17 protein-coding genes are annotated in these 20,779 nt (G+C 56.7%); 5 read left to right on the top strand and 12 right to left on the bottom strand.

Annotated features, from left to right (window positions below):
- Nucleotides 1-6 precede the first annotated feature (6 nt).
- The 3 genes from IAI47_RS01295 to IAI47_RS01285 all read left to right on the top strand — a co-directional run bounded on the left by IAI47_RS01295 (nt 7) and on the right by IAI47_RS01285 (nt 3,171).
- Entirely contained in the window at nt 7-1,110 is a 1,104-nt protein-coding gene (locus tag IAI47_RS01295) for an extracellular solute-binding protein (protein WP_033743318.1), read from the top strand.
- A 37-nt stretch (nt 1,111-1,147) separates the two neighbouring features.
- The gene (locus IAI47_RS01290) at nt 1,148-1,894 is read left to right on the top strand and encodes a glycerophosphodiester phosphodiesterase family protein (protein ID WP_003852105.1); all 747 of its coding nucleotides are present in this window, start codon (nt 1,148-1,150) and stop codon (nt 1,892-1,894) included.
- Nucleotides 1,895-2,091: 197 nt separating this feature from the next.
- Nucleotides 2,092-3,171 (top strand): porin, encoded by a 1,080-nt coding sequence (locus tag IAI47_RS01285; RefSeq protein WP_008926324.1) that lies wholly within the window; start codon nt 2,092-2,094, stop codon nt 3,169-3,171.
- Nucleotides 3,172-3,288: 117 nt separating this feature from the next.
- Here IAI47_RS01285 and IAI47_RS01280 read toward each other — a convergent pair whose 3' ends face one another.
- From IAI47_RS01280 to IAI47_RS01265, 4 genes are all read right to left on the bottom strand, one after another.
- Nucleotides 3,289-4,221: an alpha/beta hydrolase gene (locus tag IAI47_RS01280; RefSeq protein ID WP_003852102.1), complete on the bottom strand. Its 933-nt coding sequence runs from the start codon at nt 4,219-4,221 to the stop codon at nt 3,289-3,291.
- 167 nt (nt 4,222-4,388) lie between these two features.
- Nucleotides 4,389-4,733 carry a hypothetical protein gene (locus IAI47_RS01275; protein WP_008926325.1) on the bottom strand — a complete coding sequence of 115 codons (345 nt, stop codon included), beginning with the start codon at nt 4,731-4,733 and terminating at the stop codon, nt 4,389-4,391.
- Nucleotides 4,734-4,755: 22 nt separating this feature from the next.
- Complete coding sequence (locus IAI47_RS01270; protein WP_003852099.1) at nt 4,756-6,102, bottom strand: sodium:proton antiporter; 1,347 nt, start codon at nt 6,100-6,102, stop codon at nt 4,756-4,758.
- A gap of 61 nt (nt 6,103-6,163) precedes the next feature.
- Nucleotides 6,164-7,366, bottom strand: a complete 1,203-nt coding sequence (locus tag IAI47_RS01265; protein WP_008926326.1) for an MFS transporter — start codon at nt 7,364-7,366, stop codon at nt 6,164-6,166.
- A 93-nt stretch (nt 7,367-7,459) separates the two neighbouring features.
- On the opposite strand from IAI47_RS01265, the gene IAI47_RS01260 reads away from it, so the two are divergent.
- On the top strand, nt 7,460-8,428 hold the full coding sequence (locus IAI47_RS01260) for a LysR family transcriptional regulator (RefSeq protein ID WP_003852095.1): 969 nt from the start codon (nt 7,460-7,462) through the stop codon (nt 8,426-8,428).
- A 38-nt stretch (nt 8,429-8,466) separates the two neighbouring features.
- On the opposite strand, the gene IAI47_RS01255 is transcribed toward IAI47_RS01260, so the two are convergent.
- The 7 genes from IAI47_RS01255 to IAI47_RS01225 all read right to left on the bottom strand — a co-directional run bounded on the left by IAI47_RS01255 (nt 8,467) and on the right by IAI47_RS01225 (nt 17,385).
- Nucleotides 8,467-8,964: a TIGR00645 family protein gene (locus tag IAI47_RS01255; protein WP_003852093.1), complete on the bottom strand. Its 498-nt coding sequence runs from the start codon at nt 8,962-8,964 to the stop codon at nt 8,467-8,469.
- A gap of 54 nt (nt 8,965-9,018) precedes the next feature.
- The gene (kdpD, locus tag IAI47_RS01250) at nt 9,019-11,694 is read right to left on the bottom strand and encodes a two-component system sensor histidine kinase KdpD (RefSeq protein WP_003852090.1); all 2,676 of its coding nucleotides are present in this window, start codon (nt 11,692-11,694) and stop codon (nt 9,019-9,021) included.
- A 16-nt stretch (nt 11,695-11,710) separates the two neighbouring features.
- Entirely contained in the window at nt 11,711-12,277 is a 567-nt protein-coding gene (gene kdpC, locus IAI47_RS01245; RefSeq protein WP_003852087.1) for a potassium-transporting ATPase subunit KdpC, read from the bottom strand.
- Between the two features lie 10 nt (nt 12,278-12,287).
- A complete protein-coding gene (gene kdpB, locus IAI47_RS01240; RefSeq protein ID WP_008926327.1) occupies nt 12,288-14,336 on the bottom strand; it encodes a potassium-transporting ATPase subunit KdpB in 2,049 nt (682 codons plus the stop codon).
- Nucleotides 14,333-16,021, bottom strand: a complete 1,689-nt coding sequence (gene kdpA / locus IAI47_RS01235) for a potassium-transporting ATPase subunit KdpA (protein WP_008926328.1) — start codon at nt 16,019-16,021, stop codon at nt 14,333-14,335. Before kdpA ends, kdpB begins: the two co-directional genes overlap by 4 nt.
- Nucleotides 16,021-16,110 (bottom strand): K(+)-transporting ATPase subunit F, encoded by a 90-nt coding sequence (gene kdpF / locus IAI47_RS01230; RefSeq protein ID WP_010253443.1) that lies wholly within the window; start codon nt 16,108-16,110, stop codon nt 16,021-16,023. Before kdpF ends, kdpA begins: the two co-directional genes overlap by 1 nt.
- A gap of 108 nt (nt 16,111-16,218) precedes the next feature.
- Nucleotides 16,219-17,385 carry an HD-GYP domain-containing protein gene (locus IAI47_RS01225; protein WP_008926329.1) on the bottom strand — a complete coding sequence of 389 codons (1,167 nt, stop codon included), beginning with the start codon at nt 17,383-17,385 and terminating at the stop codon, nt 16,219-16,221.
- A 471-nt stretch (nt 17,386-17,856) separates the two neighbouring features.
- On the opposite strand from IAI47_RS01225, the gene IAI47_RS01220 reads away from it, so the two are divergent.
- The gene (locus IAI47_RS01220; RefSeq protein WP_008926330.1) at nt 17,857-18,834 is read left to right on the top strand and encodes a hypothetical protein; all 978 of its coding nucleotides are present in this window, start codon (nt 17,857-17,859) and stop codon (nt 18,832-18,834) included.
- Between the two features lie 500 nt (nt 18,835-19,334).
- Here IAI47_RS01220 and IAI47_RS01215 read toward each other — a convergent pair whose 3' ends face one another.
- Nucleotides 19,335-20,726 carry an MFS transporter gene (locus IAI47_RS01215; RefSeq protein ID WP_008926333.1) on the bottom strand — a complete coding sequence of 464 codons (1,392 nt, stop codon included), beginning with the start codon at nt 20,724-20,726 and terminating at the stop codon, nt 19,335-19,337.
- Between the last annotated feature and the right edge of the window lie 53 nt (nt 20,727-20,779).

Raw genomic sequence — 20,779 nt, 5'->3', positions numbered from 1 at the left:
AAACATATGTTCAGATTCGTTGCTGCAATATTATTGCTGGCCGGGGCTTTCTGTAGCCAGGCTCAGGATTTAACTACGATGAACTGGGAACAGATTGTCGAACAGGCGAAAAAAGAAGGGGAATTAACCTGGTATCAATGGTATTACCAGGACCGTTTAAAAGAGCAGGTCAGCCTGTTTGAAAAACAGTACGGTATTAACGTTACCCTGTCTGAAGGCACACTACAGGGTAATATTAATAAACTCATGGCAGACCGGGGACGGGATACGGGTGACATTGATCTGTTTTCGATTGGCGGCGGGGCATTCGGGACCGTATCACCTCAGAAAACGTTTTTTGGCCCGATTAATACACTGCTGCCGGCAGGCAAAACCCTGAACTACACCATTGAGGGAACGGACAGTAAAGGCTATGGCGTGGCATTTTGGGGCAACCAGACCGGTCTGGCCTACGATTCGCGCCGCCTGAAAGAAAGTGAGTTACCGCGAACATTGCCGCAGATTACGGCCTTTCTGCAGCGTCATCGTCAGGAGTTTGGCTTCAACGTTGAAAACGGCGGATCCGGCCCGGCCTTTATTGAATCGGTGACGCGCACACGGGTACCGGGTTTTGATTTCACGAAAGGCGATGCGGATCTAAAAAGCCTGACGGCTCTGCAGCCGGCCTGGAACTGGTTCAAACAGCAGCGCCCCAACTACATCATTACGGCCTCCAACGCCGACAGCGTCACCCGGCTGGTCAGCGGTGAATTCCTGCTGGTCCCCGCCTGGGAAGATTATCTGGTGGGATTAGAAAACCACGGTGAAGTCCCGAAAACGATCCGGCTCTATATCCCCGATTTCGGCATGCCCGGCGGCGGAAATATGGTGGCGATACCTGTAAACGCACCCCATAAAGCGGCAGCGTTGCTGTTTATCCACTGGCTGACGCTGCCCACCACCCAACGGCTGTTTCAGCAGGTTTATGGCATTACGCCTCAAAACAAAGACGTAAATCGTGATGCCGGACTGATTAACAGCAAAGAGCGTATCCATGGCACCCAGTTCATGCCTAAACCGCTGGGTGATGAAGTCAGAACCGAATTTTCTAACCAGGTTTTGCTCAGGTAGACCTGCGATATAACCCTAACAGAAGGTAACGCCAATAATGTCGACCCAAAAACACCCTGCACGTGTAGTGAACTCCCGTCTGATTGCCCATCGGGGAGCACCGCTACTGGCACCGGAAAACACGCTACCTTCGTTTCTGGCGGCGGTGGAACACGGCGCAACGTGGATAGAGGTGGATGTCAAACTCACCAAAGATATGCACCCGGTCATTATTCATGACGATTCCGTAAACAGGACAACGAATGGCAAAGGCTATGTGGCGAATCTGACCCTGGATGAGATCCGGTCGCTGGAGGCTGGCGTATGTTACGGCCACCTTTTCAGGGGCGTGAAAGTGCCTACACTGGCTGAAACAGTCGGCTTTGTACTGGATAAAGGCGTCGGGCTACAACTGGAAATCAAACCCACCTCCGGGCAGGAAGTGGAGACGGCGGAGATTGCGATCGCTCAGTTGAAATCACTGTGGCCAGCAAGCGAGAAGAAATTATTCATCAGCAGTTTTTCTGAGATTTCGCTGCAGGTTGCCGCACGGCTTATGCCTGACGTACCCCGCGGGCTGGCGGTTTGCGTCCCGCCGAAAGACCCCGCGGCGCTTCTCGCCAGAACAGGTTGCCAGATCCTGCATTTCCTGGGTGACTTCGCGACAGACGAAGACCTGGCGCGACTGGCCCGTTCAGGTATTGAATTCGCGATTGCCACGATCAATGACCCGGTTCTTGCCCGAAAATATATTGATGCGGGCGCGCAAACCGTATTAAGCGATATACCTGACTTAGCCTTTTAATAAAAAATCACCAGGAAATACGCTACCAGAATGTAATAACACCAGGGAAAGTCATTATAAAAAATGGCCATAACCTTTATGGCCGATATCACCATTTCATGATTTAGCGATTAAACAATACGAATGTGAGATTGAAATAAATACCGTCCTGAGCGGTAACCTCCTCATGCTTCAGCTAACTGAAAAGGGCAGATGATATGCACAATAAAATAAAAACAGCCGCGCCGTATGCAATGTTTTTTATGGTCTCATTCTCTGCATGCTCCGCTGGAATTTATAATAAAGATGGAAATAAGCTCGACCTGTACGGTAAAGTCGATGCGCGCCATGTTTTCTCAGATAATATTGCAGAAGATGGCGACAACTCTTATGCACGCCTGGGTTTTAAAGGTGAGACGCAAATTAATGATCAGCTTACCGGTTATGGTCAATGGGAATACAATTTCCAGCTGAATCACAGTGAAGGCGGTAGCGACGCGCAAACGGGGAATGCCACACGTTTAGGCTTTGCAGGTCTGAAAATGGTCGACTTCGGCTCGTTCGATTATGGCCGTAGCTTTGGGGTACTGTATACCGCCTCCGCCTATACGGATATGGCACCGGTCTACGGTTCCGGCACCATGACCACTAACGATAACTTCCTGTCAAAACGCTCAACCGGCCTCGCGACCTGGCACTCTCCGGAGTGGGGTGGATTAAAGCTAACCCTGCAGTATCAAGGGAAAAATGACCGCGCAACCGCCAGACTGGCTAACGGGGATGGTTACGGTGCTGGCCTGACTTACAACATTACCGATGGACTGAGCATTGCGGCGGCAGGGATGAAAGCAAAACGGACGCTGACTCAGCAAGCTGACGGTCAGGGAGACGATGCCACCGCCTGGGTAACCTCTGCAAAATATGATGCCAGCCAGATCTATCTGGCCGCCATGTATGGCGAAGCCAGTGACGTTACGCCTTATGGACAGCTGGCACAGGTCGCTGACAAAACCCATAACGTTGAGGCAATTGCGCAGTACCAGTTCCTGAACGGTTTGCGCCCTTCAGTCGGTTTTGTCACGCAGCGTGGCGAAAACCTGCAGGGCGCAGGAAATTTTGCCGGGGGCAGTCAGACGATGCAGAAATATATTGCGGTGGGCACCTATTACTATTTCAACAAGAACATGCTGACCTACGTGGACTATCGCATTAACCTGCTGAAGGAAAACGACTTTACGCGTGCCACCGGCATTTCGACGAAAGACAGTATCGCTATGGGCCTGACCTATCAGTTTTAATCAGGCGGCCTCTGCCTGCACACAAGCTTTAACCTGTGTCGCTTCAATCCTGAAAATCGCTACTGTCGCGAGGCCGGCGAATGCCGGCTTTTTTTACGTCAGTCGCAAGGGGAAGGGTTACAGGGATGAGTCGTGCATGCCCAGGTATGCAACCTGACGGAGGTTTTCCAGCCACTTAACATACGCCTGATCCCATAACGCCGCGGGCGTGCCCGCCTTGCCAAGACCAAATCCATGTCCGCCTTTGCTGATTTGAATCAGCTCAACCGGCACGCGGTTGCGGCGACAGGTGTCGCGCATCAGCTCGGTGTTAAACGGATTTGAGGTGTGATCGTCCTCGGCCTGCGCCAGAAACGTGGGCGGATATTGCCGGGTGACATAGTTCTGCACTGACCAGTTCGCCTCATCCTGCGGCGTGGCATTTTTGCCGACCATCATCAGATGGGTATTAGTGTGCTGATAAGGCGCTTCCAGGGTAATAACCGGATAGATCAGGCCAACACTGTCGACTTTCGGCACCACTTCATCCAGCGGATCGATGGCCGGATACGATGCAAAATCTGGCCGCGCTGCCGCCAATCCCAGCAGATGTCCACCTGCCGAGAAGCCCAGTGCATGCACTTTGCGCTCAAAAGATCGCACCAGCCGGATGGCACGCTGCGCATCCTGCAGCGGTGCCAGCCGTCCCGCCTGCCACTTCTCATGCGGCAACCGGTAGCTGAGCACATAGGCGGTATAGCCACTGGCATTGAGCCAGCGCGCCACCGGCCAGGCTTCGCGGCCCATACCGATCCAGCGATAACCGCCGCCTGCAGCGATTAATACGGCTTCACCATTGGGGTTTTCCGGTTTAAAGCGCTGAATGGCCGGACTGACGATATTTGACCAGGAACCGGTGCTGTTAATATTTAACTGGCCGGATGGGCCGCCGCCGCCGGGCGGATCATCCGGCCAGAGGGGAATAATGTCATCGCGGGCAAATAATTTGCCGGTGGTCATGGAGAGCCCGAGCGCTCCCGTGCCGAGAATAAAGCGTCGACGCGTAATCATAATGCCTGTTGTGTGAAGCCCGAAATGTCAGCAAACCGTTGCGGTAGGCTAAAGAAGTATGAACAAATGCAAGTCTGGTGCACTGGCTGGCGATTATGTACGCAACAGCCCCTGAAAAGCCATAAAAAAACGCGCCCGGCAGGCGCGTTTTATTTCATTCCGTCTGGTTAATCTTCCTGCTGGAACTGCGCCATCACGGCCTGTTCACACTGCTGTTCGTTGACGCGCAGTTTGGCACGCTCATCGTCCCCCAGTTGCAGCCAGGCACTGGCCACTTCACGCGCAGACTCTTCGTCGAATTCGGGCTGATTCATCGCCGACGGTGACTGGCCGCCCGCCACGGTCGATTTCATCTGCTCAACGTAATGATCTGCAGTGGCGACCTTTTTCTCGCCGCTGACGATGTGGCATAACTGACTGGCGTAAACATTCTGCTCAGTGTCAGTGTCATCCGCCGCCAGCGCGCTGCCGGTGGCGAGGATACTCAGCAGCACTATCTGAGTTACTTTCATTCTTAACTCCTGTTCGTTCGGGTTAAACCTTGCGCTGAAGGGCTTCGAGGCGCTTCTGACGCCAGTTCAGCAGCGGCGTCACGGTGGTGCCGTGAACCACCACGCTGCAGACCACCAGCGTTAACGCCATATTGGTCATAATTTCCATCTGCGGGCCTTGCATCCCGTGCGTCCAGGCATAGGCGATGTAGTTCAGACTGCCAATTCCCCGGATGCCCAGCCAGCCAATCAGCAGGCGCTGCCCCAGCGGCAGTCCGGCTCGCATTGTTACCAGCCAGACGGCCAGCGGTCGCACCACCGCAAACAGCACCAGGCCAATCAGCACGCCGTAGATGTTCCAGTGCTGCGCCAGTGTGACGCCCAGCACCACCATCATGCCAGCCGCCAGTAAACGTTCAATAGTATCGCCAAAAGAGAGGGCGTCGCCTACTACAAACCCAATCGATTTGACCATATTCGTGCCGCCCTGATGCGCCAGACGCATGTTAGGATTTACCAGCGCCTCAGAGGGCAATATCCGCTCGTCGTCAGAGAGATCGTCCGGCTGATGGCGACGGAACACGCCCAGTTCTGCGCGGCGTAATCCCAGCCCGGCGGCAAAGGCTGCAAGGAAGCCGGAAGCACCCAGCCACTCCACCAGTGAATAACTCAGTGCTATCAGCGCCAGCGCCAGAAAATCATTGGGTGCGACATCGCCATTGGCATTGCGCAGTCGGGTCGCCAGCATGCCGATCAACTGCCCCAGGACAAACCCGATGACAAGCCCGCCGCCAATCGCCCAGAGCACTTCGACCGCGCCCCAGTGCGCCAGCATCGCGCCATTCAGGCTTTCGCCATTGAACAGCAGCAGCGCCAGCATCAGCAGTGGCAGCGCGGAGCCGTCGTTCATGCCCGCCTCGCTGGATATTGCCACGCGAAGTGAATCATCATCCTGTGCATCATTGACCGAGATTAAGCTCGCCAGCACCGGATCGGTCGGCGCGACAATCGCCCCAAACGCCAGCGCAATCGGCCAGTCTAATCCCACCAGGAAGTGTGCCAGCAGGGTCATTGCGGCGACGGTGAGCAACATGGCGGGAAAGGCCAGCTTCAGCCCGGTGTGCCAGCAGTTATTCTGCAGCGGCTGACGCAGCTTGAGACCGGTGATAAACAGCGAGGCTGCCATGGTGATTTCAGTGATGTGGGCCACGGCTTCGGAATGGGTAACGATATCAAGGTGGATAACATCAAATCCCCACGGGCCGCACAGCATACCCGCGATCAGAAACAGGCCAAATGAGGTAACTGGCCCCCGGTGAATCCAACCGGAAGCCAGCGACATCAGCAGCAGGAGGCCGCCCGTCGCTGCTGTCCAGGCTAAAAAGTTCATAACACTCCAGAATATTTCGGGTTTATGAATAAGCCTGGCACATTTTTTGACGGGCGAGGTGTCAGTTTTTCAGGTGACGACTGGCGAAGCGGACCGCGACAGCGGCTGCACCAGCTATGGTGGCGAGTGCAACCACGCCATTCCAGCCCCAGTGTGCCAGCGCCAGACTGCCCAGCGCCGCACCGGTCGCCATACCGATAAACACCACGGTAAACAGCAGGGCATTAAGGCGACTACGTGCTTCCGGGGCCAGGCCGTAGACCAGCGTCTGATGCGCCACCAGCGTGGCCTGTACGCCTAAATCAAAGCCGATAGTACAGACGACTATCAGCGCCAGCTGCGCCGGCATGGGCAGTAATGGCAGCAGGAACATCAGCGCAAAAGAGATCGTTACCAGCGCGGCACCCGCCTGCGTGACCCTTGCCGGACCAATGCGGTCAGCAAAACTGCCCGCCAGCGGTGCCGCCATGGCGCCCGCTGCACCGGCTAAACCAAAGGCTCCGGCAACGGCACTGTCCAGATGAAAGCGGTCGCTAAGCATTAATGCCAGTGTCGACCAGAAGGCGCTGAAGGCCACTGACAGCAGACCCTGAGCCAGCGCGGCCCGGCGCAGCGTCTGGTGGTGGCGCCACAAATGCACCAGCGACAGCAGCAGGCGCGGGTAGCTTACCGAGGTGCCTGGTGTGAAGCGCGGCAGCACACGCCACAGCGTCAGCGTAATCAGCAGCACCGCCAGCGCGGCAATCATATACATGGTGCGCCAGCCGAAATACTCCGCCACCACCCCACTGACCACCCGCGACAAGAGGATGCCAACCAGCAGCCCGGTCATCACCGTGCCGACCGTTTTACCCCGGCTGCGTTCCGGGGCCAGCGCCGCCGATGCAGGCACAATATCCTGCGCCACCGTAGCCGTCAGGCCGGTGATAAAACTGGCAATCAGCAGCGCGCTGAGCCCACCGGAAAAACCACACAGCAGCAGCGCTGCCACCAGCAGTAAGCCTTTGATAAAGATAATGGTGCGACGGTCATGACGATCGCCCAGTGGCGCCAGCAGCAGAATGCCCAGGGCATAGCCCGCCTGGGTCAGCATCGGCACCATACCGACTGCGCCAATGCCTGCGTTAAACTGTTTGCTGATGATATCCAGCATCGGCTGGCTGTAGTAAATCGACGCAACGCTGAGTCCGGCACCCGCGGCCAGGGTAAACACCAGCGGTGTGGAGAGCGATTCATTTTGAGTCTGGGTTGATATGGCTGACATGCTGTAATCCTCTTCATTTCGTACAACCATTAAAGCGCATCGCGGTTATACGCGGTAGACTGATATCAGGCAAAACCGTTATGCGTGGTACGTATGAACAATCCTAACAGCAGCGATCGCATCGACCTGATGCAGACCTTTATCCGTATCGTCGAGAGTGGCAGCTTATCGGCCGCCGCGGCCCAGCTGGGTACGACACAACCTACCGTCAGTCGTCGGCTGCAGACCCTTGAGCAGCGGCTGGGGCTGAAGCTGATCCTGCGCACCACGCATGCGCTGAAACTCACCGATGATGGTGAACGCTGCTACGCCCAGGCACGGCAGCTGCTGGCGACCTGGCATACGCTGGAAGATGAGCTGACCGGCGCCAGTGCCGATCCGGTCGGTACACTGCGGGTTCGTGCCCCGCACGCCTTTGGTCAGGATCAGCTGATCGCCCCACTGGTGGACTATCTGCATCGCTATCCCCGGCTCAATATTGAGTGGATGCTGAACGATCGCACACCCGACTTTATGGCCGAGAATGTCGACTGCGCCATTCAGGTCGGTGCGCCAACCGATCCCTCGGTGGTGGCGGTTCTGCTGGCCGAAGTGCCGCGCATTGTGGTGGCGGCCCCGCACCTGCTGGCACAGTATCCGCCCATAGCGCAGATTGAACAGCTGCGAGATCTGCCATGGCTGGCCCTCACCAGTTTTTACCGTAACGAAGTGGCATTGCAAAAGATTGACGATGGCCAGCCGGTGAATCTGGCGATTACGCCACGGCTGAGCAGTGACAGTTTGTATGCGGTGCGCAAAGCGGCGCTGGCGGGCATGGGTGCGGCAATTGTCTCCTCCTGGGCGGTACAGGAAGATTTAGCCGATGGCGACCTGGTTCAGCTGGTGCCTGCGTGGCAGGCACCACCGCTGCCGGTGTGGCTGACTTATCCCTGGGCGAGTTACTACCCGGCCAGGCTGCAACACTTTTTTGCGATGATTAAAGAGGTGATGCCGCAGCTGGCGGGCACGCGTCCGGCGTCGCAGCCAGCAGGTCGTTCAGGGAAAACAGATCGGCAGGGATAACGCAGAGGCCCGCGTCAGCGGGCCACCAGGGGGATATTTTACTTTTTATCGTAGCGCGACATTTTGTCCAGCCAGCCCATCACAAAGGCAGAGAGCACAAAGGTCAGGTGGATAATCACGTACCACATGAGTTTGTCGTTTTCGACATTACGCGCTTCCATGAACACCCGCAGCAGGTGAATCGACGAGATGGCAACGATGGAGGCAGCGACTTTGTTTTTCAGCGAGCCGGAGTCCATCTTGCCCAGCCAGCTCAGCTTCTCTTTGTCTTCGTCGATGTCGAGTTTAGAGATGAAGTTCTCATAACCCGACAGCATTACCATCACCAGCAGGCCGCCAACCAGCGTCATATCCACCAGTGAGAGCAGCAGAAGAATCAGATCGTTTTCCGCAATGCTGAAAATGTTGGGCAGCAGGTGGAAAATTTCCTGGAAAAATTTAATGGTCAGCGCCAGTAATCCCAGCGAAAGTCCAATGTAAACCGGAGCCAGCAACCAGCGCGATGCATACATCAGGTTTTCGGTAAAACGTTCCATACAATCCCACGAATAATCAAACAGGACCGGCAGTATAACTGATCCACTGTGAAGTTATTTCAGCCCTTCGTCAGAAATTTCAGGGGCGGGCGGCAGCGGCAGCGAGAGACGAAATGCCGCGCCACCTTCGGGCCGGTTTTCGGCCCAGATCTGGCCGCCATGGCTCTCGATAATGGTTTTACAGATCGCCAGACCCAGCCCGACGCCCGGCACCGCCGACTCTTTATTGCCGCGCCAGAACTTATCGAATATCCGGGTTAAATCCTCTTCGGCAATGCCGGGTCCGCCATCCCAGACCGCAATTTCCAGTCGTGATGCTGCACGCCAGGCGCGGATGCCGCGTGGCGCGCTATTACCGGCATACTTCAGGCTGTTCTCTATCAGGTTAGTGAAAACCCGCTCCAGCAGCGTGCTGTCCCCTTTGATCAGCACGATGTCATCCGGCAGGTCGAGCTGGACCTCATGCCCCTTGAGCGAGGGTGCCATGCTGCTCAGCGCCCCACCAATCACCTCTTCCAGCGCCAGCCACTCTTCCCGCAGATTGAGGCCGCCCGACTGAATGCGCGCCATATCCAGCATGTTGCTCACCAGCCGGATGGTGCTGAGCGTCTGCTCGCGAATCTGGCTGGCCTGCGGCACATATTTTGAGTTGTCACTGGCCAGGTCAAGCATCAGCATTTCTGCCTGACCAAACAGTACGGTCAGCGGGGTGCGCAGGTCGTGTGACAGCGCCGACAGCAACGCATTGCGCAGCTGTTCACGCTCCGCTGAGAGACGGGACACTGCCTCGCTGTGTGACAGCGCCATCCGCTCCAGGGCATTGGCGATCAGCACCGTAAAGGTTTCCACCAGCCGCTGCTGCTCAGGAATCATCAGCTGACGCAGGTTCTGCGGCTCCACCACCAGTAATCCCCGGCACTGCGCGCCGCTTTTCAGCGGCAGGATCTGATAAGGCACTGCCGGTAAGGTATCGGTGCCCGCGCCTGCAGGCTGGCCTTTGCTGTAACTCCATTTAGCAATCGCGCGATCCGGCTCGCTGGCCGGTAACGCATCGCCCACCGCTTTCAGCTCGCCCTGCTCATCGGGCAGCAGCAGCAGGCAGCGCGCCTGTAGCGTGGCGTCGAGCACACGCTGGCTGGTGGCGGCGATATCCTGCGGTGTCAACGCACTGCCCAGCGATTTCGCCATCTCATAGAGCTGACGCGCCCGCTGCTCGCGGTAGCGCGCCACCCGCGCCTGATAGCGCACGCCTGCCGTAAGATTCCCGACAATCACGCCGACCGCCAGCATCACGCCAAAGGTCACCAGGTATTGCAGGTCGGAGACCGCCACCGTGCCGGTGGGGGCCACAAAGAAGAGGTCGAAGGCGACGATATTTATCACCGTGGCGATCACCGACGGCCAGCGGCCATAGCGTAGTGCCACGATCACCACCGCCAGCAGGTAGATCATCACGCAGTTGGCGGGATCGAAATTGATCAGCACCGATTGCCCGGCTGCGGTCACCAGGATACAGAGCACCAGCGCCATCATCACGCCGCGCAGCTGAATGCGCCATTTTTCGCTGTTAACACGACCATCCGGCAGCGGATGCGGCGCATCTTTCAGCGGCTCATCCAGCGCCACGACCAGCAGATCGAGATCCGGTCCAAGCTGGCCCAGTCGTTCAGCAAAACTGTCACGCCGCCAGCGCCGAAGCGGGCGACGGCCGGTGACGATTTTGCCCAGATTGTGTTCGCGGGCATAACCCAGCACCGCTTCCGCTTCATCCGGTTCAGAAAGGGTGGCGGTTTCCGCGCCCAGCTCCTGTGCCAGCTGTAATGTGCGCAGGATGGCCCGTCGCCGTGCTTCCGGCAGCCGGTTGAGCCGGGGCGTTTCAACATAGACCGCGTGCCATTCGCTGCCCAGTCGCGCCGCCAGTCGGGCTGCGGTGCGCACCAGCTTTTCACTGCCGCTGTCGTCGCCAATACAGAGCAGGATAGCGTCGCGGGTGTGCCAGACCCGATCCCGGCCCTGCTGATCGCGCCAGGCGCGCATCTGATCGTCTACCCGATCGGCGGTGCGGCGCAGCGCCAGCTCACGCAGGGCGAAGAGGTTACCTTTACGGAAAAAGTTTTCGATGGCGCGCTCAGCACGATCGCCAATATAAACTTTGCCCTCTTTCAATCGCTGGCGCAGATCGTCGGGCGGCAGATCGACCAGCACCACTTCGTCGGCACTGTCAAAAAAGGGATCGGGTACGGTTTCGCGCACCTGAATGCCGGTGACGCCGCCGACCACATCGTTGAGGCTTTCAAGATGCTGCACGTTGACGGTGGTCAGGACGTCGATGCCCGCTTCCAGCAGCTCCTCAATATCCTGCCAGCGCTTGGGATGGCGCGAGCCCTTAACGTTGGTGTGCGCCAGCTCATCCATCAGGATGACGGCAGGATGGCGGGCCAGCGCGGCATCGAGATCAAACTCTGCATGACGCGAACGGCCGGTGGCGCGACGCGGCAGCAGGGTTAATCCTGTCAGCAGCTGTGCGGTTTCCGGCCGTTCGTGGGTCTCTACCACGCCGATCAGCACATCCAGACCCTGCGCACGCAGCCGCTGTGCCTCCTGCAGCATGGCGTAGGTTTTGCCCACGCCAGCACAGGCACCAAAGTAAATTTTCAGCTGCCCGCGATGCGTTTCGCGGTTAGCCTGCAGCAGCGCGTCGGGATCGGGACGCTGGGGTTCGTGGTTCATCGCTTCCTTAACACCATTACAGTTCGTTGAGCGCCATATTCAGCTGCAACACGTTGATCGTCGGTGTGCCGAGGAATGGCATCAGTGGACGATGCGTCATCTTTTCAATCAGCGCCTCGACCTGCGCCACCGGCACTTTGCGGCTGGCGGCGACACGCGGCGCCTGCCAGCGCGCGGCCTCCGGCGAAATATCCGGGTCCAGCCCGCTGGCTGAGGCAGTGACCAGCTCGACCGGCACGGCAGCCGGTGCCTGCGGGTTCGCGGCCCGCAGCGCAGCGACGCGATCGGCTACCGCTTTATCCAGCGCCGGATTGCTGGCGGCCAGGTTGCTGCCGCCTGAGGAGAGCGGGTTATAGGGTTTATCGCCTGTGGCTGAAGGGCGGCCCCAGAAATAGTTGGGCTGGGTAAAGTTCTGGCCAATCAATGCTGACCCGCGCGCCACGCCATCTTCCTCCAGTAGCGAGCCGCTGGACTGGGACGGAAACAGCCATTGCGCCAGACCAGTAGTAAGCAAAGGATAAACCACGCCGGTGACAAGCGTAAGCAGCAACAACAGTAAAATTGCCGGACGTAACTGACTCATTTTTCTCTCCTCAGGCCATGCCTGAAAACACTAACAGCAGATCGATCGCTTTGATGCCGACAAACGGCACCAGCAGGCCACCCAGACCATAAATCAGCAGGTTGCGGCGCAGCAGCGCAGCGGCGCTCAGTGGGCGGTAGCTGACGCCTTTCAGGGCCAGCGGGATCAGGAAGACAATCACCAGGGCGTTAAAGATCACCGCCGACAGGATTGCGCTGGCGGGCGAGTGCAGCTGCATCACGTTAAGCATGTTGAGCTGCGGATAGGTCGCCGCAAACGCCGCCGGGATAATGGCGAAATATTTCGCCACGTCGTTGGCAATACTGAAGGTGGTCAGCGAACCGCGCGTCATCAGCATCTGTTTACCGATGTGCACCACTTCCAGCAGCTTGGTCGGGTTAGAGTCGAGGTCGACCATGTTGCCCGCCTCTTTCGCCGCCTGGGTACCGGAGTTCATCGCCACCGCCACATCCGCCTGCGCCAGTGCTGGCGCATCGTTGGTGCCGTCACCGGTCATCGCCACTAAACGGCCTTCGGCCTGATACTGACGGATCAGCGCCAGTTTGGCTTCTGGTGTGGCCTCTGACAGGAAGTCATCCACGCCCGCTTCTGCGGCAATCGCCGCGGCGGTCAGCGGGTTATCACCGGTGATCATCACCGTTTTGATACCCATTTTGCGCAGCTCGGCAAAGCGCTCTTTGATGCCGCCTTTCACGATATCTTTCAGCGCCACCACACCCAGCACATTTGCGCCTTCTGACACCACCAGCGGCGTGCCGCCACTGCGAGCCACCTCTTCCACCTGCGCATTCACTTCGGCAGGGAAACGACCATGGTTCGCTTCGATATGGCGACGAACGGCATCGACCGCGCCTTTGCGGATCAGCCGGTCCTGCACGTTCACGCCACTCATGCGGGTCTGGGCTGAGAACGGAATAAAGCTGGCGCCCATGCTGCTGAGATCGCGTTCACGCAGATTGAATCGCTGTTTCGCCAGTACCACGATGCTGCGACCTTCCGGCGTCTCATCGGCCAGCGAGGCGAGCTGCGCGGCGTCGGCCAGTTGCTCTTCGCTGACGCCTGGCGCGGGCAGGAACTGGGTCGCCTGACGGTTACCCAGCGTGATGGTGCCGGTTTTGTCCAGCATCAGCACATCCACATCCCCTGCGGCTTCCACCGCACGACCGCTGGTCGCGATGACGTTTGCACCCAGCATCCGGCTCATCCCCGCCACGCCAATCGCCGACAGCAGGCCGCCGATAGTGGTCGGGATCAGACAGACCAGCAGTGCCACCAGTACCGTGACGCTGACCGGCGTGCCACCCCATGCCGAGAACGGCCAGAGCGTCACGGTCGCCAGCAGGAACACGATGGTCAGTGACACCAGCAGGATGGTCAGGGCAATCTCATTTGGCGTTTTGCGGCGTTTTGCGCCTTCCACCATAGCGATCATCCGGTCAAGGAAGGTTTCGCCTGGGTTGGCGCTACAGGTGATCACCAGCCAGTCAGAGAGAATACGCGTACCGCCAGTGACTGAGGCGAAGTCACCGCCTGACTCACGGATTACGGGTGCAGACTCACCGGTAATGGCGCTCTCATCCACTGAGGCACCGCCCTCCATCACTTCACCATCACAGGGAATGATATCGCCCGCTTCAACCAGCACCGCGTCGCCTTTACGCAACTCATCGGCACTGACCTGCTGCCACTCGGCACCATAGCGCGCCGACGCCAGTTTCTTGGCAAAGCTGGTTTTTTTCACCCCTTTCAGGCTGCTGGCCTGGGCCTTACTGCGCCCTTCTGCCAGCGCCTCTGCCAGGTTGGCGAACAGCACGGTGAACCAGAGCCAGACCGCAATCGCCCCGGTAAAGCTTGCGCTGCCGCTGATGCGTCCGGTCAGCATGGCCAGCGCCAGCAGCGAGGTGAGGATGCTGCCGAGGTAGACCACAAACATCACCGGGTTACGGAACTGCACCCGGGGATCGAGCTTTTTTACCGCATCCCAGGCCGAGGTACGCAGCAGGGCTGCGTCAAATAACGCCTGTTGTTGACGACTCATGAGGATTGTCCCTGAACAAGTTGCAGATGCTCAGCCACCGGGCCCAGCGCCAGAGCAGGAATAAAGGTCAGTGCACCCACCAGCAGCACCGTGCCGATCAGCAGTGCAATAAACAGCGGACCGTGGGTTGGCAGCGTGCCGTTACCCACCGGCTGCACTTTTTTCACCGCCATCGCACCGGCGATTGCCATCACCGGAATGATGATGCCGAAGCGACCCAGCAGCATGCAGACAGCCAGTAACAGGTTCCAGAACGGCGTGTTCACACTCAGTCCGGCAAAGGCGCTGCCGTTGTTGTTAGCCGCCGAGGAGACCGCGTAGAGCACTTCGCTGAAGCCGTGAATGCCCGGGTTCGCCATTGCGCTGCGTCCGGCGTCGGTCATCATCGCCAGGGCGGTGCCGATCAGCACCAGCGCCGGAGTGACCAGAATCGCCAGCGCGGTCATTTTCATCTCCCACACATCGACTTTTTTGCCCAGGAACTCCGGGGTACGGCCAATCATCAGTCCGGCAATAAAGACCGCCAGCAGTACAAACAGCAGCATGCCGTAGAGGCCGGCGCCAACACCGCCAAATACCACCTCGCCCAGTTGCATCAGCCACATCGGCACCATGCCGCCCAGCGCGGTAAAGGAGTCATGCATGGCATTAACGGCACCGCAGGAGGCGGCGGTGGTAATGACCGCGAACAGGCTGCTGTTAAGGATGCCAAAGCGCGTCTCTTTGCCTTCCATGTTGATGGCGCTGTCGGCCCCCAGCTGGAGGAAATGCGGGTTGCCCTGCAGTTCGGCCCACATCACGACGGCGACCGCCGCCACAAACATCAGCGTCATCGCCCACAGCAGCATGTGGCCCTGACGACGGTCACGCACGCTTTCGCCAAACGCGAAGCAGAGCGCTGCCGGGATCAGGAAGATGCTCAGCATCTGCACCAGATTCGTCAGTACCGTCGGGTTCTCAAAGGGATGTGAGGAGTTGGCGTTAAAGAAGCCGCCACCATTGGTACCCAGCATTTTGATCGCTTCCTGCGACGCCACCGGTCCCATCGACAGCGTCTGCTGCACGCCTTCCAGCGTGGAGAAGCTGTGATAAGGCGAGAAGTTCTGGATGCTGCCCTGACTGACAAAAAACAGCGCCATCAGCAGGCTGATCGGCAGTAAGACGTAAAGCGTGATGCGGGTCAGATCTCGCCAGGCGTTACCCAGAGTTGCAGAGCTGCGATTGGCGAAGCCACGGATCAGCGCAAAGGCCACGGCGATACCGGTCGCGGCAGAGAGGAAGTTCTGCACCGTCAGGCCCACCATCTGACTGAAATAGCTCAGGGTGCTTTCGCCACTGTAAGCCTGCCAGTTGGTGTTGGTCACGAAGCTCACGGCAGTGTTCAGCGCCAGATGCCAGCTCAGGCCAGGCAGCTGCTGAGGATTCAGCGGCAGCGAGCCCTGCAGCAGCAATATAGACAGCAGCACCACGAAACCCAGCGCGTTGAACAACAGAATCGCCAGCAGGTAGTGCGGCCAGCGCATGTCCGACGCCTGCGCGCCTAGCAGTCGCCACAGTGGCGTTTCCAGGCGGGCAAACACCGGCTTGTCCGCCACTAACGAGGCCAGACCCCGTCCGAGCGGCTGCGCCAGTACCATCAGCAGCACCAGATAAAATGCGATGAGTAAAAAAGCATTGGCCGCCATCAGAAGGCCTCCGCATTTAACAGGGCATAGATCAGATAGCCCAGTAACAACACCACCAGCACAATGCCGGTTATTACGCCCACGCTCACAGGAACCTCCAGAGGATTGGATTTATGGCTTAGCTTGCGCGGAGGCGTATAAAGACGGGGTTAAAATGCAGCGGGCGGGCGTAAAAATAGTGTAAAAATGGCGAAAAATCAGGCGACTTCCAGCGCCCAGATACGATTAAGATCGACGTTACCCCACAGCTTGCTGTCTTCTGCACCTACAATGCTGTCGGTGCAGAAGCTGTCGCCGAGGTCGAGCTCTTCCGGTTTCACTTCACGCTGAGCGTGCAGCGACCAGAAAACGTGCACACAGGGACGCATCAGCGATTTCTCACCCGCTTTCACCACTAACGCCACCCGGCCAGAGGCCAGACGCACCAGCGATCCCACCGGATAGATACCAATGGTTCTGACGAAGGTGTGCAGTAATGCAGGGTCGAAATGCCCGCGCCAGCTCAGCATCTGATGCATTGCCTCTGCCGGTGTCCAGCCGTTGCGATAGGAGCGGGTCGAGGTGACGGCATCATAGACATCACACACCGCCGCCATGCGGGCGTAGAACGAAATCGCCTCGCCTTTCAGGCGGTGCGGATAGCCGCTGCCATCATATTTTTCATGATGATGAAGAGCGATATCGAGCAGATCGTCGTCAGCGTTGGCCTCTATCAGCATCTGCGTGCCGACCACCGGATGCTCACGCATCACCCTGAACTCCTCTTCAGTCAGCTTGCCCGCTTTGTTCAGGATCGCCAGTGGCACAGCCGCTTTGCCGACATCATGCAGTAAACCGCCCATGCCCACCCGGCGCAGCTGCTGCTCATCCAGCCCGAGTTTTTTACCCAGCGCAATCATCAGCCCGCAGACCGCCATAGAGTGCAGATAGGTGTAGTCATCATGATTTTTCAGCCGCGCCACGCTCAGCATGGCGGAGGGTTCACGCGTGATCGATCCGGCGATTTCATCCACCAGGTCCATCATATAATCGAGCTTCAGGCCGTTACCCAGCCGCGCTTCGTTGAACATCGCCCGCACTTTCGGCTTGCCCTGCTGAAAGATCTGCTGCGCCTGATCCATTTCCTGAAAAAACGGAGTGCGGCCAATGGTTCTTTTTGCGACCGTGGTGGCGATCGGCGTCTGAACCGATCGATCGAGGTCGATCCAGAGCTGGCGGATCCCTTCGCTGCGTAGCGTGGCAATTTGTCGTGGATCGGTGATCAGCATCTGATTATGAATGCGCTGCTCTTTTATCCACCAGACTTCCAGCTTGTGGATAAACATCCCCGGGCGCAACTCATCAATGGTAATCAGCTTAATCACGCTATCACTCCTTAACATTAACGGTTGGGATAAGGTGATATCGGCAGCCGGGCTGATTTTCTTCAGGCTGTTTTGTGCGAAGCGTGGGGTCGGGAGAGGGATCAGAGGAGAGGCGAACTCTTCAGACAGAACGATAAATCGGTGTTCAGGTCCAGACTGAGCGGGACAACAAATCCATAATCATCCATGGAAGATTATGGATTTTCCCTTAACAGCCAGATCGTTAAACGGATTATTTATGACTTGATGGATCGTCTTGAGTGCAAGAGCAAAGATTCGAACATTCTCAGTCAGTGTGACGAAACCACTCGTAACCCTAAACAGTAGTTTTTGCGTAACTCAATAGAATTATTTATATTTATGACGCATATTTTTTGCTTACCAATGGTACTAATAATAGGATCATAACCCTGTTTTAAATGACGGAGAATGGATGCATGGCGAAGAACTTAGCCCCCCGGATATTGTGTAGTGGAACGTCCCGGAACACTTGAATATCAGGCGCGGGAACTGTTCAGAGATACACGTTCACCCGCTACCAGCCTGTTTATGAAACTTAATGCAGATACGCCGTATCTTAAGCCAGGGCAAATCCTGATTGTGGCTGACTCCGATACATCCCCTCAGCTTACAATGCAGATGCTAACAACGCTCCGTCAGGCTAAGAATAAAACTAATGCGGCATTGATTGGTGTGAACGACGATGACGCCAGTTTTATGCAAAAACATTATGGAACGATTGCCGCACTGACAGGTGCTGGAGACAAGATTTTTAGCACTCCAGGAGATGCGGGTGAAAAATATTTTAATGCTATTGAACAAACTCTGAAAAAAATCGAAGTCAGCTACCAGAATCAGTTCCGCACGCAGGGTTCTCTGATAGGCCAGCAGTTCTTTGTTGAACGCAATCAGCTACTACAGCAGCTTAAAGAGCTGGTCAATAAGCCGCTGTTAAAATCCCTTGCACGGTATACTGTAAAATTCCAGCAGTATGACAATATGAAGCGCGCATTAAATCTCTCCAGCCGCTCGATAGTGCATGAATGGTCTACTGTTGGAATAGGTGGCATTCCAGGGTATTCATACTATGTCGGTAATGCAGCCAGAGCTGCGCGTTTTTTAAAGACTGGCGGACTCATCGGGATTGGATTCGCTTTTGCAGGCACGACTAATGATGTGGTTGATGCATGCAGCAAAGGGCGCGAGGATGAATGTGGGAAGATTGCCGTTAAAGACTACTCAAAGTTTGCTCTCACTACAGGTGGAGGGATGTTGGGTGGTGTTTGGGGCAGCTCTGCCGCGTTAGCTGGCTGTGCGGCTATTGGAATAGCAACAGCGGGCGCTGGTGGTGTTGCATGTGCAGTTGTAGGGTCGGTCGCCGGTGGTGTTGCAGGTAGTTCAGGCGTCGAAACTATAATTAATAAAGTTGCAGAATATTATGATAACTAATAAATTGCTGGCTGGTACTTCATTATTTTTTGGTGGGCTGGGATGCGGCCTTCTGATTCTGTCGCTTATAATATATTTAATTAAACGACAGGATTATTATAACCTGGTCTCTTCTTACAGAGAGAAATATAATTTCCCCGGCCCCTGCTCCTTTTATTATACGACTGGCTTCTTCGGAGTTTTTCCGGTTTTACGGTTTTTCATAAAATTAAGTCGCAGGCAGAAAATAAGCTACCTTGCCATCAATGATCCTGGCTATGATTTCTTTGAAAATAATAAACAGAAGATATCTCCCTGGATGAAGATTTATTCTTTTTTTTGGTTTGCCGCTACCGCATGCTATATCTTATTTGCTATCTTTGGACTGCTTTTACCTTAACAGTTAATGGCCCAACTAAGGGCCTTTCTTTAGATCCCGCCAGCCCAACCGAAACACAGTAAACGTTTTTTCGATATTCTCAATCAGCTGCGGTGGCAGAAATTCCCCTTTGATCAGCACTTTACATTGCTTTAATGCCATCTTCTTTCTCCTGATTGTTAAATGATGCCGGGCGTCCGGTCTCTTCGCCGACACGTTCAATCGGCCCCATCACCAGCAGGAACAGCAGCGCTGCGACCACGCAGTGTGCCGCCACAAACGCCAGTCCAATGCTGTAGCTACCGGTCAGCCCAACGATGATGCCGAACAGCAGCGGCGTGGTGAAACCGGCAATATTGCCGATGCCGTTAAAAATGGACCCCGCCAGACCCACCGCCTCTTTGGGTGCGGTATCACTGATCACCGTCCAGGTGCCTGCGCCAGCCGCGATGCCTTTACCAAAGAAGGCGAAGGACATAATGGCGATGATGCCGCCGTTACCGGGAATAATCGCCGCCAGCACCAGGCTGGACGCCATCAGCATGCCGACGATATAGGGCGTTTTACGTGCCCAGGAGACGCTCCAGCCTCGGGCGAGTAACTTGTCTGACAGGTAACCGCCACTGATGCCGCCCAGAAAACCGAACAGCGCTGGCGCAATAGTGGCGAATCCCGCTTCCATGATGTTCATGCCGCGCGCCTGCACCAGATAGATTGGAAACCAGGTAATAAAGAAGTAGCTGAGCGCAATGATGCAGTACTGACCGAGATAGGCGCACCAGAGCATGCGATTGGTGAGCAGCTTTCTGAACATCGCTTTGCTGACCGGTGGTCGCGCTTTCAGCGTCTGCGCCGCATCGATATCCACCAGCGCGCCACCGTCGACAATGTGGCGCAATTCACTTTCCGATACGCCGGGGTGGTTGCGTGGCTCGCGCATCCAGGCCGCCCAGACCAGGACCGCCACCAGACCGATGCCGCCCAGCACAAAGAATGGCCATTCCCAGCCAAAGCGCGAGACCAGCCAGCCTGAAAGCGGCGAGAAGATAGCGACAGCAAAATATTGCGCCGAGCTGAACAGCGATGATGCGCGTCCCCGCTCTGCGCCCGGAAACCACATAATGACCACGCGCGCATTAGCGGGAAAGCTGGGTGCCTCTATGAGTCCCAGCATAAAGCGCAGTCCAAACATCAGCATCAGCGCGCCGGTCATGCCGCTGGAGAACTCGCCCACAAATCCCATCGCCAGCGTTGAAACTGACCAGAGCGCCAGTGTAGCGCCATACACTTTTTTGGCCCCGAAGCGGTCAAGCAACAGTCCGCCAGGAATCTGACCGATGACATAGGCCCAGCTGAAAGCAGAGAGGATCAATCCCAGCTGGATCGCTGACAGACCGAACTCCTCTTTGATTGCCGACCCGGAGATCGAGAGGATCGAACGGTCGGCGTAAGCCACAACCGACAGAAACAGGATCAGGCAGAGGATCCCGATGCGGACATGGGTCGTCCGTTGAGGCGTTTGTTCTTTAGGCATGAGCTGAATTCCTTAAAAAGCGGCAGGTTGCGCCACGAGGTTTTTTTCAGGAA

The organism is Pantoea sp. MT58 (assembly GCF_014495885.1).
Lineage (GTDB): Bacteria > Pseudomonadota > Gammaproteobacteria > Enterobacterales > Enterobacteriaceae > Pantoea > Pantoea eucalypti.
Note: the sequence above shows the minus strand (reverse complement) of the source record. Positions and strands in the feature narration are given on the sequence as shown.

Coding starts and splice junctions, on each gene's coding strand:
- IAI47_RS01270 (WP_003852099.1), bottom strand. CDS start 6,102: ATGAACTTTTTAGCCTGGACAGCAGCGACGGGCGGCCTCCTGCTGCTG.
- IAI47_RS01285 (WP_008926324.1), top strand. CDS start 2,092: ATGCACAATAAAATAAAAACAGCCGCGCCGTATGCAATGTTTTTTATG.
- IAI47_RS01260 (WP_003852095.1), top strand. CDS start 7,460: ATGAACAATCCTAACAGCAGCGATCGCATCGACCTGATGCAGACCTTT.
- IAI47_RS01280 (WP_003852102.1), bottom strand. CDS start 4,221: ATGATTACGCGTCGACGCTTTATTCTCGGCACGGGAGCGCTCGGGCTC.
- kdpB (WP_008926327.1), bottom strand. CDS start 14,336: ATGAGTCGTCAACAACAGGCGTTATTTGACGCAGCCCTGCTGCGTACC.
- IAI47_RS01295 (WP_033743318.1), top strand. CDS start 7: ATGTTCAGATTCGTTGCTGCAATATTATTGCTGGCCGGGGCTTTCTGT.
- IAI47_RS01255 (WP_003852093.1), bottom strand. CDS start 8,964: ATGGAACGTTTTACCGAAAACCTGATGTATGCATCGCGCTGGTTGCTG.
- IAI47_RS01215 (WP_008926333.1), bottom strand. CDS start 20,726: ATGCCTAAAGAACAAACGCCTCAACGGACGACCCATGTCCGCATCGGG.
- IAI47_RS01265 (WP_008926326.1), bottom strand. CDS start 7,366: ATGTCAGCCATATCAACCCAGACTCAAAATGAATCGCTCTCCACACCG.
- IAI47_RS01275 (WP_008926325.1), bottom strand. CDS start 4,733: ATGAAAGTAACTCAGATAGTGCTGCTGAGTATCCTCGCCACCGGCAGC.
- kdpD (WP_003852090.1), bottom strand. CDS start 11,694: ATGAACCACGAACCCCAGCGTCCCGATCCCGACGCGCTGCTGCAGGCT.
- kdpC (WP_003852087.1), bottom strand. CDS start 12,277: ATGAGTCAGTTACGTCCGGCAATTTTACTGTTGTTGCTGCTTACGCTT.
- IAI47_RS01290 (WP_003852105.1), top strand. CDS start 1,148: ATGTCGACCCAAAAACACCCTGCACGTGTAGTGAACTCCCGTCTGATT.
- kdpA (WP_008926328.1), bottom strand. CDS start 16,021: ATGGCGGCCAATGCTTTTTTACTCATCGCATTTTATCTGGTGCTGCTG.